The organism is Streptomyces sp. NPDC030893 (assembly GCF_055571535.1).
This window is the reverse complement of the sequence record NZ_JBVIFC010000005.1, coordinates 310,426-323,407: the sequence shown is the minus strand read 5'-3', so window position 1 is coordinate 323,407 and position 12,982 is coordinate 310,426. Positions and strand designations below refer to the sequence as shown.

Here is a 12,982-nt window from a genome sequence, read left to right as displayed (position 1 = left end):
TGGGACTGGGGACGGGCGCGATGCGGCGAAGCCTGGGACGGTACGAGCTCACCCGGGAGCTGGGCCGGGGCGGCATGGGGGTCGTGTGGGCGGCACATGATCCGGACCGCGGCGGCGAGGTCGCCGTGAAGCTCCTCGCGCCACGTGCGGGAGCCGCGGACTTCACCTCCCTGGAGCGCCGCTTCCTCCGCGAGGCGAGCCTCACCGGCCGCCTGCGCCACCCGGGCATCCCCGCCGTCCACGACCACGGCAGCCACGAGGGCCGGCTCTACCTGGTCATGGACCTCGTCCCCGGCCGGGCGCTCGACGCCGTCCTCGAGAGCGACGGCCCGCTACCCGTCGAGCGCGCCGCGGACCTCACCCGGCGCACGGCCGAGGTGCTCGCCCACGCCCACGCCCAGAACGTCGTGCACCGCGACCTCAAACCGTCGAACCTGATGCTCACCCCCGACGGCGAGTTGAAGGTCCTCGACTTCGGCGTCGCCGCAGCCCTCGACCCGCAGCCCGGCGAGACCCGCTTCACCGCGGCGAACGCCACACCCGGCACGGTGATGTACATGGCCCCCGAGCAGGCGGTGGGGGAGACGGTGCCCGCGAGTGACCTCTACTCGCTGGGCTGCGTCCTCTACGAACTGCTGACCGGTGCCCCGCCCTTCGCCGCCGGCAGCCAGTTCCTGCTCTACCACCGGCACGCGCACGACCCCGTGCCGCCGCTCGACAAGCGCCGCTCCGGCGTCCCGGCCGGACTGCGGGAACTGGTGGAGGCGCTGCTGGAGAAGAAGCCGCAGGACCGTCCCGCCTCCGCGAGCGAGGTCGCCGCACGGGCAGCCGCGTGGGCGCCCGCCCCGGTACACACGCCGAAGCCGGTGATCCCGCACCCCCGGCTGGCCGAGATCGACCGTGTCCGCCGCTCGGGCCGGCCCGCCCGCGCCCTGGAGGAGTACGGCGCCCTCCTGGCCGCCCCCGGCCTCGGCCGGGCCGACGTCCTCGCCGCCCGCGCCGGGCACGCGCTGTGCGTGGGCGGCCTCGGCCGCACCCGCGAGGCACTGGACGAACTGAAGTCGGTCCTCGCCGAGCAGCGCAGCCTCCTCGGAGCGGACGACCCCGGTGTCCTGGACACCCGGTACGAGATCGCCGTACTGCTGGCCCGCACGGGTGAGCGCCACGCGGCCAGGGAACTGCTCAAGCGGCTGGCCGACGACGAGGACCGGATCCTTCCCGGCGCCGAACCCCGGCATGGGCGCGCCCGCACTTTGCTGGACCGGCTCTCCCGCATCGTGTGAACGGTCCGCACTCACATTTTCGTAATCTATGTTCACAGTCAATACAGCGTGTTACGCTGCGACCGCGCCGCCCGGAGGGGAGACGGGACACTGTCTACGGACGGCCGCAGGAGAGACCCGAGGGGAACAGCGCCCATGACGCCAGCAGCCCAGCGCGAGACCGAGCGGACGGGGGCCGAAAAGCTCCCCGAGGAGGGCAACCTCGTCGAGGTGCGCGGCCAGTCCTGGGTGGTCGCCCGCGTCGAGCCGTCCCCGGCCGCCGACGCCTCCGACGGCGGCGGCGAGCGCAGGCCCGCCACCCTCGTCCACCTCCAGTCCGTCGCCGACGGCCGCTTCGGCGACACCCTCTCCGTCATCTGGGAGGTCGAGCCGGGCCGCCGCGTCCTGCCCGCCGGCTCCCTCCCCGACGCCTCCACCGGCGCCTACGACTCCCCGAACCGCCTCGCCGCGTTCCTCGACGCCGTCCGCTGGTCCGCCGTCGCCTCCGCCGACGCCAAGACCCTCCAGGCCCCGTTCCGCTCCGGCGTCGCCGTCGAGCCGTACCAGCTGGAGCCGGTCTCCCGCGCCGTCGGCGCGCCCCGCGTCAACCTCCTCCTGGCCGACGACGTCGGCCTCGGCAAGACCATCGAGGCCGGACTCGTCGTCCAGGAACTGCTGCTGCGCGGCCGGGCCCGCCGCACCATGGTCGTCTGCCCGGCAGGCCTCACCCTCAAGTGGCGCGACGAGATGGCCGAGAAGTTCGGCCTGGAGTTCACCATCGTCGACTCCGAGCACTGCGCCCGCCTGCGCCGCACCCACGGCACAGCAGCAAATCCCTTCCGCGTCCACCCGCTCACCATCGTCTCCCTGCCCTGGCTGCGCGGCCAGAAGGCCCAGCGCCTCCTCGACGAGGTCATCGGCGCCCCCGAGGAGAGCCCCGACGGCGAGCACAAGCGCTTCTTCGACCTTCTCGTCCTCGACGAGGCCCACCACGTCGCCCCCGCCGCGCCCAAGCAGGTCTACGCGGTCGACTCCCAGCAGACCAAGCTGATCCGGCGCCTCGTCCCGCACTTCGAGCACCGCCTCTTCCTCTCCGCCACCCCGCACAACGGCTACCCCGAGTCGTACACGGCCCTCCTCGAGCTCATCGACGACCAGCGTTTCGCGCGCGGCGTCGACCCCGACAAGGAGGCACTCAGGGACACCGTCGTACGCCGCCTGAAGTCGACGGTCACCAACGCCGACGGCACGCCCCGCTTTCGCACCCGCGTCACGCGCGAACTCTCCGTCGACTACACGCGGCAGGAGCGGGCGATCCACGAGCTGCTCGGTTCGTTCGCCGAACTGCGCCGCAAGAAGCTCACCCCGAAGGCCCGGGGCGGCCGCCGCGCCGCCGACCTGGTGACCCTGCTGCTGAAGAAGCGCCTGTTCTCCTCCCCGGCGGCCTTCCTGCACACCGTCCAGGTCTACCTCTCCCATCTGGAGGACACCGGCGGCCCCGCCCGCGGACGCTCGGCCGCCGCCGAAGTCCCCGAGTGGCTGGAGGAGTTCGCCGACCTGGTCGCCGACCTCGACGACACGGGCCTGGTCGACGCCGAGGACGACGCCCTGACCCGCTCCACCTCCCTCACCCCCGCCGAGGACGGCCAGGAACTCGACCTGCTCCAGGAGATGGAGCGCTGGGCCCTCACCCACGAGGCCGCACCCGACTCCAAGGCCGAGGCGCTGATCAACGAGATCAAGGCGATCTGCCGCCCGGACGGCAAGAAGTGGACCAACGAACGGGTCGTGATCTTCACCGAGTACCGCGACACCCAGGAGTGGCTCCACGACCTCCTCCAGGCGGAGGAACTCACCGACGGCGGCCGCGTCGAGCGCCTCCACGGCGGCCTCTCGGCAGAGGAGCGCGAGCGCATCCGCCTCGGCTTCCAGACCGAGCCGTCCCGCGAGGAGGGCAAGGTCCGCATCCTCCTCGCCACCGACGCCGCCGGCGAGGGCATCGACCTCCAGAACCACTGCCACCGCCTGATCAACTACGACATCCCCTTCAACCCCAACAAGCTCGAACAGCGCATCGGCCGAGTCGACCGCTGGGGCCAGAAGAAGGACCCGGAGATCACCCACTTCATCGGCTCCGGCTGGCAGCAGGCGCAGGCCGGCTCCTACGAGGCCGACTTGGAGTTTCTCTCCCGCGTCGCGAAGAAGGTCGCGCGCATGGAGCACGACCTCGGCTCCGTCAACGCCGTCCTCGCCGACGCCGTACAGCGCCGCATGACCGGCGACACCGCGCCCGTCGACATCGAGAACGCCAAGCCGAAGCCCATCAAGGGCCGCCGCACGGGCGGCGACGTCGCCCCCGAGCAGAACGTCACTACACAGACGAAGAAGCTCGCCGACCAGTACGAGGAGACGGTCAGCACGCTGGGCCTGACACCGGTCAACGTCAAGCGCGTCGTCGACACGGCCCTGGCCCTCGACCACCAGCCGCCGCTCCTGCCATCCACCGTCCGCGCCGAGGACTTCGAACCGGGCGACCTCTTCGCCGTACAGCCCCTGTCCGGCAGTTGGGAGCGCGCGACCCGCGGCCTCGCCCACAAGCTCCGCGAGGGCGAGCAGCGCCCGCTCACCTTCTCCCCGCAGGTCGCCGCGCAGGGCAGGGACGACGTGGTCCTCGCCCACCTCAAGCACCCGCTCGTCGCGCTCTCGACGCGCCTGCTCACGGCGGCCGTCTGGAACGCCGACTCGGTCGGCCTGAGCCGCGTCACCGCCGTCGTCACTGACGACCCGGCCGTCACCACCACCCTCGTCTCGGCGTACGCCCGCTACGTCCTCGTCGGCACGGACGGCACCCGCCTCCACGAGGAGGTCCTGTACGCGGGCGGCTGGTTCGGCGACACCGGCCGCTTCCGCCGCTGGGAGTCGGTGGGCGAGCAGGGCCGGGTCCTCTCCCAGGCCCTCACCCAGGGCACGGAGGCCGCCCCACACCTGCGCAAGGAACTCACGGAGGCCTGGCCCAAGCTCCGCGACTCTCTCTACCGCTCCTTGGAGGCCCGCGCCGCCGAACTCGGCCGCCAGCTCGAGAGCCGCCTCGCCGACCGCCGGGCCGAGGAGGAGCGCCGCATCACCGCCACCCTCGACCGCTTCGAGAACACCCTGCGCACCAAGCTCAAGGAGGAGGGCGACGGCGAGGGCGAACAGCTCGCCCTGCTCTCCACCCACGAACTGACCGGCCACGAGCGCCGCCAGTTCGAGGAGGACCGCCAGCGCTGGCAGCACCGCCTCGAAGGCCTCCCCGCCGAGCGAGAGCGAGAGCTGGCCGCCATCGCCGCCCGCTACCGCGAGCCCCGCTCGCACCTCTTCCCCGCCGCCGTCGTCTTCGTCGTCCCCGCAAAGGAAGCCCGCCGATGAGCCCCCGCCGCCCCGTGAGCCGTGGAGTTGCCGCCGCCAAGGCACAGGCCGCCGACGGCCGCCGGCAGCACCAGGAATGGCTGGACCTCACCGAGGTCTCCGGCCCGTTCCTGACGATGCCCGTCCTGCTGCGCGCCTGGCCCCAGCTCGACGCCCTGGAGAAGGACGAACGGGCCCGCCTGCGCGCCCACCACGCCGACTGGCAGACCGACACCGTCGCCGGGCGCGACGCGTGGGTGGCGTACATCCTGCGCCGCCTGCTGGGCTGGGACGACGCGCTGACCTTCCGCGAGGGCGAGTCCGAACACCACGGCCTGGACCGCCTCACCCTGCGCGTCGCCGAGCACAACACCGAGGTCCGCCCCGACTTCGCGTTGGTGGAACCGGGCGCCGACCTCGCCGCCGAGCCCGACGTGGACTCCGCCGCCAAGCGCGTACGGCTCCTCGGCGTCACCGTCCCGGCCGGCACCGCGCCCACCGCGCGGGCGGGCGGTGGCGGTGACTGGGCGGCGGCTCCCGCCGACCGCCTGGCCCGCCTCCTGCGCCACCACGGCGTCCCGCTGGGCCTGGTCACGGACGGCCGCTGGTGGTGCCTGGTCTGGGCCCCGCTGGGTGGCGTGACGACCACGGCCGTCTTCGACTCCATCGGCTGGAACGAAGCGGCGGAGCGCAACGTCGTCCGCGCGTTCGGGTCCCTGCTGAGCCGCCGCCGCTTCTTCGAGTACGACGAGCCCGAGACCCTGGTCGGCCTGCTCAAGGCCAGCCTGGCGGCTGGGGAGGACGTCACCGAGGCGTTGGGCGTCCAGGTCCGGCAGGCGGTCGAACTCCTCGTCGACGCGATCGGGCGGGCGGACGTGCGTGCCGTCGAGAACGGTGCGGCAGGGCTTCACGCGTCGGGGGTGCCGGCGGGCGAGATCTACCGCGGCGCGGTCGCGGTGATGATGCGCGTCGTCTTCCTCCTCTTCGCCGAGGAGCGCGGCCTGCTGCCGGCCGACAACGAGGTGTACGCACGCTCGTACTCCGCCCGCTTCCTGCGCGATGAGCTGAAGGCACGGGCGGACGAGGAGGGCGAGACGTCCCTCGAACACACGACGTCGGCCTGGCACCGCCTGATCGCCCTCTTCCACGCCGTGCACGGGGGAGTGGACCACCCGGGCTCCGGTTTCCGACTCCCCGCCTACGACGGCTCGATCTTCGACCCGGACAAGTACCTGTGGCTGGAGCGCACCACCCCGCTCCTCCCGATCGACGACCGTACGGTCCTGCACATGCTCCAGGCCGTGCAGGAGGTCCGCGTCGGCAAGGGCAAGGACCGCGAGGTCCGCACGCTCAGCTTCCGTGCGCTGGACGTCGAGCAGATCGGCTACGTGTACGAGGGCCTGCTGTCGTACGACGGGCGTCGCGCGACCGAGCACATGGCGGGCCTCATCGGCCCGGAGGGCCTGGAACACGAGGTCCCGCTGCGGGAGCTGGAGTCCCTGGCGGCGAAGGCGGGCGGCTCGCTGAAGACGCTGGCGAAGTCCATCCACGAGAAGTGGAAGGACCCCAAGCCTCCAGCGACGGCCGGCCAGTTGGAGAAGAAGCTCGCCCCGTTGGGTACGGAGGAGTCGGCGGAGGCCCGTCGCCGCCTGAACGCGGTGACGAAGGACGCGGCGCTGACGGAGCGCCTGCTCCCGTTCGTCGGCATCCTCCGCGACGACCTGCGCAGCCTGCCGACGGTCATCCCCAACGGCACCCTGTACGTCACCGAGTCCTCGCTGAGGAAGAACACGGGCACGCACTACACGCCCCGCTTCCTGGCGGAGGAAGTCGTCCTGCACGCGCTGGAGCCCTTGGTGTACGAGCCGGGTCCGCTCCAGACGGCGGACACAGGGGAGTGGCGGCTGAAGTCCGCCGACCAGATTCTCGACCTGAAGGTCGCGGACATCGCGATGGGCTCGGCAGCGTTCCTGGTGGCGGCGTGCCGCTACCTGGGTGACCGCCTCATCGAAGCTTGGGAGACCGAGGGCCGCACGGACGCGATGGCGTACCGCGCGGGCCGGGCGGTAGACGCCGTGACGGCGGCGGACGCGGAACAGGACCCGGTGCTGGTCGAGGCCCGCCGCCAGATCATCGAGCACTGCCTGTACGGCGTGGACATCAACCCCATGGCGGTGGAGATGGCCAAGCTGTCGCTGTGGCTGGTATCGATGGACCCGGAGCGCCCTTTCACGTTCCTCGATGACCGCTTGGTGTGCGGTGACTCGTTGCTGGGCGTGCACACCATGGAGCAGATCCGTGCCGAGCACCTCAAGCCGAGTGAGAAGCGCAGTCTGCTGACCCAGCAGGTCGATGAGCGCGCTGAGGCGTTGCGGCTGAAGGCCAAGGAACTAAAGGCCCTTCGCCTGGCGATCACCTCCGTCAAGGGTGTTGACCTGCCAGCACTGCAAAGGAAGCGCGAACGCCTGGCGGAAGTGAACCGGCACTCCGCGCGCCTGCGTCTCGTGGGAGACCTGTTGGCGGGCGCAGCCGTTGCGACCTGCGCCTCGGGCCGGGTCCCGTGGTACTCGGAGGACGGTGGCAAGCGGCTCAAGGATCTCTTCCCACAGGCTGAACTCATCGTCGAAAGGATCATCGACGAGCGGGTAACTGCGGACACTGAGCTGGTGAGCACTGCCACGGCAACCGCGGAGACCTGGCTCGCCTCTGAACTGCCCGAAGGAAGCTTGGAGCGTCGGCCGGTGCACTGGCCGCTGGTCTTCCCCGAGGTGTTCACAGAGCACGGCGGCTTCGACGCCATCATTGGGAACCCACCGTTCCTCGGAGGCCAGAAGCTCACGGGCACGATGGGCGAGGCGTACCGCGAGTACATGGTCGACTACCTCGCCGAAGGCAAGCGGGGTAGCGCGGACCTCGTTGCCTACTTCGAGCTCCGCGCCCATCAGCTGCTGAACCGGCGTGGGCAGACGGGGCTCATTGCTACCAACACGCTGGCCCAGGGGGACACCAGGGAGGTGGGCCTCGATCAGTTGGAGACAAAGTCCACTATCCGGCGTGCGATCAAGAGTGCCCGTTGGCCCTCGAAGTCCGCAGCGCTGGAGTACTGCGCTGTGTGGACTACGGTGCCGGCTGTAGCCGAGGAGGCGGCTCGGATCCTGGACGGCGAGAAGGTCCGAGGTATCACGACGTCCCTGGATCCGCAATCGAGGGTGACGGGGCGGCCACACCGGCTGGTAGCAGGGAATCGTCCGGGGGCATACATTGGGTCCTACGTTCTGGGCAAGGGGTTCATCCTGTCGCCTCAGCAGGCCGAGGACCTGATCCAGCGTGACCCCCGCAACAGGGATGTCCTCTTCCCTTACCTCAACGGCGAGGACCTCAACTCGAGGCCGGACTGCTCCGCCAGCCGATGGGTGATCAACTTCCATGACTGGCCCGAGGAACGGGCACGCGAGTACCCAGAAGTATTCGCCATCGTCGAACGAGACGTGAAACCAGAGCGACTGAAGAACAACCGCAAGGTCTACCGAGACTATTGGTGGCAGTACGCCGAGAAGCGTCCAGCGATGCTCAGGGCCATCAAGGGGCTTGACCGCGTCCTGGTAGTAGCACTCGTCTCACGCACCGTAATGCCTGTGGCAGTTCCGACCGGCCAGGTCTTCTCGCACATGCTTGGTGTCTTTGCGACACCGGAGATGAGCCACTTGGCGTTGCTTGACAGTGGTATCCATCGGGCGTGGGCAATCTCCCGTGGCTCAAGCCTGAAAGGGGACCTCCGCTACACTCCGTCCGATATTTATGAAACTATGCCCTTGCCTGCTAATAGCGCACCTTTGGGCGGAATAGGTGAGGCTCTGAACCGGTACAGATGCGGGCTGATGGGGGATCGAAAAATCGGATTGACCAAGCTGTATAACCTTTTTCACGATGGCAGAGTATGGGATCGCGACATTAAGGAGTTGCGTGAAAAGCACCAAGAAATTGACCACGCTGCCATCCAGTGCTACGGCTGGAACGACCTCTACTTGCACCATGGATTTACCGATACCCGGCAAGGTGAACGCTTCGGACTCCCATCCTCTACTTGCGTAGAGATTGTCGATCGCCTAACCGAGGTTAACCATGCGCTGAGGTCCGTACCTGGCCCTTCTCGCCTTTTCTGAGGTGCATCAAAAGAGAACGCCTGGCCTGGTTCCTGGAATGTTCACGCGTGAGTGCGTCTCATGATTCAACTCTAGCAACCTATCCAATATCTCAAGAAGGATGCCTGGCGGAAAAGTGAAACGCACGCCTTGACGGGTTTCGAAGAAGGCGTGCTCCAGGCTCAGGTCTGTCCAGTCGTACGCATCAGCGGTCGCCCCATCAAGGTCGCGGTGATGGTCTCGCAACTTCACTATGTCAGCATCGTTGTTCCCTGGATCGTGAAAGAGGTTGTACAGCTTAGTCAAGCCGAATTTTCGCTCTAGCATTACAGATCTACGACACTCTTCCAACCGGCTTCCGATTGCGCTCAGGGCAGGGTTTTCTGATTCCGGCTGGGGCATAGTTTCGTAGACATCGGATGGGGTGTATCGGATTCGGGTCTCGAGGGTAGAAGCCTGTGCCACCACCCATGCGCCGTGGATACCACTGTTAAGCAGGGCTAGCACCTGAGGGCGGTCTGTCGCAAAAGCAACGGTTTGTTCGCTCATCACCTGCCCCGTGGATGCAAATACAGGCAGGCCTGTCTTGCTGACCCGTGCTACTACCAGGACACGGCCAAGCCCTGCAATCTTGCTGTACAACTCGGGGCGACTACGTTCAAAAAGCCACCAGCGCTCACGAGCATTCTTGCTGTGTCGCACCTTCAGTCGCTCTGGTTTCACGTCTCGTTCGACGATGGCGAATACTTCTGGGTACTCGCGTGCCCGTTCCTCGGGCCAGTCATGGAAGTTGATCACCCATCGGCTGGCGGAGCAGTCCGGCCTCGAGTTGAGGTCCTCGCCGTTGAGGTAAGGGAAGAGGACATCCCTGTTGCGGGGGTCACGCTGGATCAGGTCCTCGGCCTGCTGAGGCGAAAGGATGAACCCCTTGCCCAAGACGATCGAACCTTGGAACGCGAGCCCGCGGTTCGCTACCAGCCGGGCGCCGGGAAGGTGCAATTAAGACATGTGCCAATGATTTATGGTCAAATTGCGCGGCGGTGGTTTGTTTTTATGCCAGCGCTGCACATCCTCCCCTCATGATCCTCGACGAGTTCATCGCTGCGCAGCGCGCCGACGGATACTCGCGCAACACCATCGGTGCCAGAGTTCGTTGCATCCGAGCCATCGCCCAAGCCGCTTTGGTCAGAGTCGAGGAACTGACCGTCAATCACGTGTTGAGCTATTTCGGGGCGAGATCACTCAAACCCTGGTCCAGGCGGACATACCTCAACCACCTTCAGGCTTTTGGGAAGTGGCTGGGCGTGGATCTCACAACGGGCATACGCAAGCCGCCGGCACCGAGATCAACTCCCAACCCGTTGCCCGAGGAGGAACTGGTCCAGCTGACTGCCCACACCGAAGGGCGTCAGCGTGCGTGGGTGCTTCTGGGCGCCTTCTGTGGCCTCCGGGCGCACGAGACCGCCAAGCTCAGGCGTGAGGACATCTCAGTTCTCCAGGAGGGAGAAGTGGTTTTGCGGGTCCAGGGCAAGGGGGGACGCACCGACATTGTTCCGGTCCCACCGGTTGTCGTTCGCGAGTTGGACCTGGCGAACAACGGCCTTCTCTGGGACGGCGTAAGTCCTCAGCGCGTGTCGCGTACCGTCGCAAGCATTGCGGCGAAGCATGGCATACGGATGCGGTATCACCAGCTCAGGCACCGTTTCGGTACGGCGGTCTACCGTGCTTCCGGCCGCGATCTGCTGTTGACCCAACGCCTGATGCGTCACGCTTCGCCCGCAACCACCGCTGGCTACGCGGCAGTGGCGGATGAGCAGATCCACTCAGTGGTTTGTGCGTTGCCCGGCGCAGACCCTGATGCCCGGCCGAGGCGATCACGGCGACGTCGCGCGGTCGCATGCGCCTCCTGCGGGGCATAGCCAGCCAGGCCGCCTGGAGAAAGAAGTTACGGGCTCACCTGCCGCACTGAAGCGAGTGAGCCCGTTGTTGTCGCAGGAGACCTACCTCGCCGCAAGCTTCACAAACGTCATCCATGTGTCCTGACCGACCCGCAGCACAGGCCCGCCGCTTGCGATTTTGGAGTCGCGTACGTACACGGCGTCGAGACCGGCGGCCACCTCGACGCAGTCACCGCCACCTGATCCGCTGTAGCTGCTCTTGACCCAGATCAATGCTTTCACGCGTCGGTCCCTACTCTGCGAGTGCCATGAATGCCACCCACTTTTCCCGGCTAACCCGCAGCACTGGCCCGTCGCCCGCAGCCTTGGAGTCTCGCACGTAAACGGCGTTCAGGCCCGCGGCCACCTCCACGCAGTCGCCGCCGTCCGATCCGCTGTGGCTGCTCTTGAACCAGTGCAGCCCGTCCACGCTCTCGGTCACCTGCTCCACGCTCACGTCTCTCCCACCATCCGCTCGATGAGTCGTGCAGACTCCTCGACGTTCAGGGCCTGCGATCGCAGCTTGCCATACCGCAATGAGAAGGCGCTGACCTCGGCGGGATCCGTGACGACGCATCCGACCCCTTGGGACTCGAAGTACCCGAGGAGCCGGTGCTCGTGTGACTCCACCACCACGAACGGACCGTTCTTACCCGGATGGAATCCCCGCCCGGCGGGCATGACCTGCACCTCCACGTTCCGCAACGCGCTGACCTCCAGTAGGCGTTGCCACTGCTCGCCCATGACCTCCGGGCCGCCCACCGGATCGCGCAACGCCTCCTCACTCACGATGAACGACAGCTCCGCCAGCGGCACCCGAGTCAGCAGCTTCTGCCGACTCAACCGAGCCTCCGTGTGCTGGTCGATGATCTCCTCGCTCAGCGGTGGGCAGGGCCCCGCGAACACCGCCCGCGCGTACCCCTCCGTCTGCAACAGCCCCGGTACCAGCAGCGGATCGTACGAGAAGCGGCTGACGACCTCCGCCTCGATGACCGCGAAGTTGCGGAAGAAGCGCGGGAGTTTCGCCCGGTCCACCTCGTCTTGGAGCACCTCCAGAACGCCACCCGCCTCCAACACCCGGTCCGCCGCCCGTGTGAACGCTGCCTTCGCCGGCCGCCGCCCCTGCTCGACCGAGGCGACCTGTTCCAGCGAGTAGTCGATGGCCTCCCCGAGTTGCTGCTGGTTCAACCCGGCCCGCTTGCGCAGATGCTGGAGCAGCCTCCCGTACGCAGCCCACGCCCCCGGCAGATCACCCCCGCCCTCCTCCTTCGCCTTCCCCGCCTGACCGCCCCGCGTCTCCCGCACCGTACTCATGCCTCACGCCCTTCCGTCCCGCACCGCACCCCGCTCACCCGCACCGCAGCGACGCTCAGCCCGCCGCCGGGACCTTGTTCAACGCGCGTCGCATTGACAGGGGCACGGCCCCGGCCCCGTACAACAGCCGTACAGAATCCCGTACGGCCACAGGCGGCGACCGGCGGTGCCGGGCGAACCGGTTCAGCGAGCCATCCAGCGGTCCACCTGCCGCGCCCGCGTGTTCAGGGCGTCGACGACGGCGACCGACGAGACTTGGGCATCGCCGGGGACCTGCACGTCGTGTCGGACACCACCCCACGCATGGCCGACTTCCGGCGCGGGCATCTCCACCTCGATCCCCGCCCGACGCGCGAGCGCGACCGCTGTCGCCGCGAATCCCTCGGAGAGCGTGAGGATCACGGAGTGGCTTGTTTCGCAGTGCCGGGCGACGAGGCCGTGCACGAACTCCGCGTACATGACCGGATTGACCTCAAGTGTGTCCGGGTCCCCCCAATATCTCCCCTGGCCGATTCCCGAGGGCAGCCCGAGTTCCGCCTCGAAGACTTCTATCTGCCGCATGAAGAGGCGGCCGGCACCGTTCGATGGGTTCCACAGCGTCTCGTCACCCAGCTCGAAGTACATGCTCATCGTCGATCTCCCCGCTCCAGCTCAACCGCCCTGGCACAGGGTAGATGCTGAAGTGACCAGCCACCCCAGTCCCGTTCACCAGCCGGACGGCTTCGCCGTGCGCGGCGACCGGGCCGTGCTGACCCCGCCGCGACCACAACCGGCGGACCGTCGAGCTCACCAGCGCCGAGTTCGAGGCACCACCTGGACGTCGACCGACCGCCGCACACTGCGCGTACCTGGCCGGGTCGTCGGACGTTGCGGTCAGGGCCGCGACGGCACACTCTGGCTCCGCGCGGGCGGCACCTGGCTGCGCATCGAGGTGTGAGGG

9 protein-coding genes are annotated in these 12,982 nt (G+C 68.1%); 4 read left to right on the top strand and 5 right to left on the bottom strand.

Annotated features, from left to right (window positions below):
- The first annotated feature begins 20 nt into the window (after window positions 1–20).
- From ACZ434_RS13575 to ACZ434_RS13565, 3 genes are all read left to right on the top strand, one after another.
- Window positions 21–1,283 carry a serine/threonine-protein kinase gene (locus tag ACZ434_RS13575; protein ID WP_468455090.1) on the top strand — a complete coding sequence of 421 codons (1,263 nt, stop codon included), beginning with the start codon at window positions 21–23 and terminating at the stop codon, window positions 1,281–1,283.
- Between the two features lie 135 nt (window positions 1,284–1,418).
- Window positions 1,419–4,670 carry a DISARM system SNF2-like helicase DrmD gene (drmD, locus tag ACZ434_RS13570; protein ID WP_468455088.1) on the top strand — a complete coding sequence of 1,084 codons (3,252 nt, stop codon included), beginning with the start codon at window positions 1,419–1,421 and terminating at the stop codon, window positions 4,668–4,670.
- The gene (locus ACZ434_RS13565) at window positions 4,667–8,812 is read left to right on the top strand and encodes an Eco57I restriction-modification methylase domain-containing protein (RefSeq protein WP_468455086.1); all 4,146 of its coding nucleotides are present in this window, start codon (window positions 4,667–4,669) and stop codon (window positions 8,810–8,812) included. Before drmD ends, ACZ434_RS13565 begins: the two co-directional genes overlap by 4 nt.
- Window positions 8,813–8,818: 6 nt before the next feature.
- On the opposite strand, the gene ACZ434_RS13560 is transcribed toward ACZ434_RS13565, so the two are convergent.
- Window positions 8,819–9,727 carry a type IIL restriction-modification enzyme MmeI gene (locus tag ACZ434_RS13560; RefSeq protein ID WP_468455084.1) on the bottom strand — a complete coding sequence of 303 codons (909 nt, stop codon included), beginning with the start codon at window positions 9,725–9,727 and terminating at the stop codon, window positions 8,819–8,821.
- A gap of 143 nt (window positions 9,728–9,870) precedes the next feature.
- Between ACZ434_RS13560 and ACZ434_RS13555 the strand changes: the two genes are divergently transcribed.
- Window positions 9,871–10,710, top strand: a complete 840-nt coding sequence (locus tag ACZ434_RS13555) for a tyrosine-type recombinase/integrase (RefSeq protein WP_468455082.1) — start codon at window positions 9,871–9,873, stop codon at window positions 10,708–10,710.
- An 81-nt stretch (window positions 10,711–10,791) separates the two neighbouring features.
- Here ACZ434_RS13555 and ACZ434_RS13550 read toward each other — a convergent pair whose 3' ends face one another.
- From ACZ434_RS13550 to ACZ434_RS13535, 4 genes are all read right to left on the bottom strand, one after another.
- Window positions 10,792–10,971 carry a DUF397 domain-containing protein gene (locus ACZ434_RS13550; protein WP_468455080.1) on the bottom strand — a complete coding sequence of 60 codons (180 nt, stop codon included), beginning with the start codon at window positions 10,969–10,971 and terminating at the stop codon, window positions 10,792–10,794.
- Window positions 10,972–10,981: 10 nt separating this feature from the next.
- Window positions 10,982–11,185 carry a DUF397 domain-containing protein gene (locus ACZ434_RS13545; RefSeq protein ID WP_468455078.1) on the bottom strand — a complete coding sequence of 68 codons (204 nt, stop codon included), beginning with the start codon at window positions 11,183–11,185 and terminating at the stop codon, window positions 10,982–10,984.
- Window positions 11,182–12,042, bottom strand: coding sequence for a helix-turn-helix domain-containing protein (locus ACZ434_RS13540; protein ID WP_468455076.1), 861 nt, complete (start codon window positions 12,040–12,042; stop codon window positions 11,182–11,184). Before ACZ434_RS13540 ends, ACZ434_RS13545 begins: the two co-directional genes overlap by 4 nt.
- Before the next feature lie 183 nt (window positions 12,043–12,225).
- A complete protein-coding gene (locus ACZ434_RS13535; RefSeq protein ID WP_468455075.1) occupies window positions 12,226–12,672 on the bottom strand; it encodes a DUF6086 family protein in 447 nt (148 codons plus the stop codon).
- Between the last annotated feature and the right edge of the window lie 310 nt (window positions 12,673–12,982).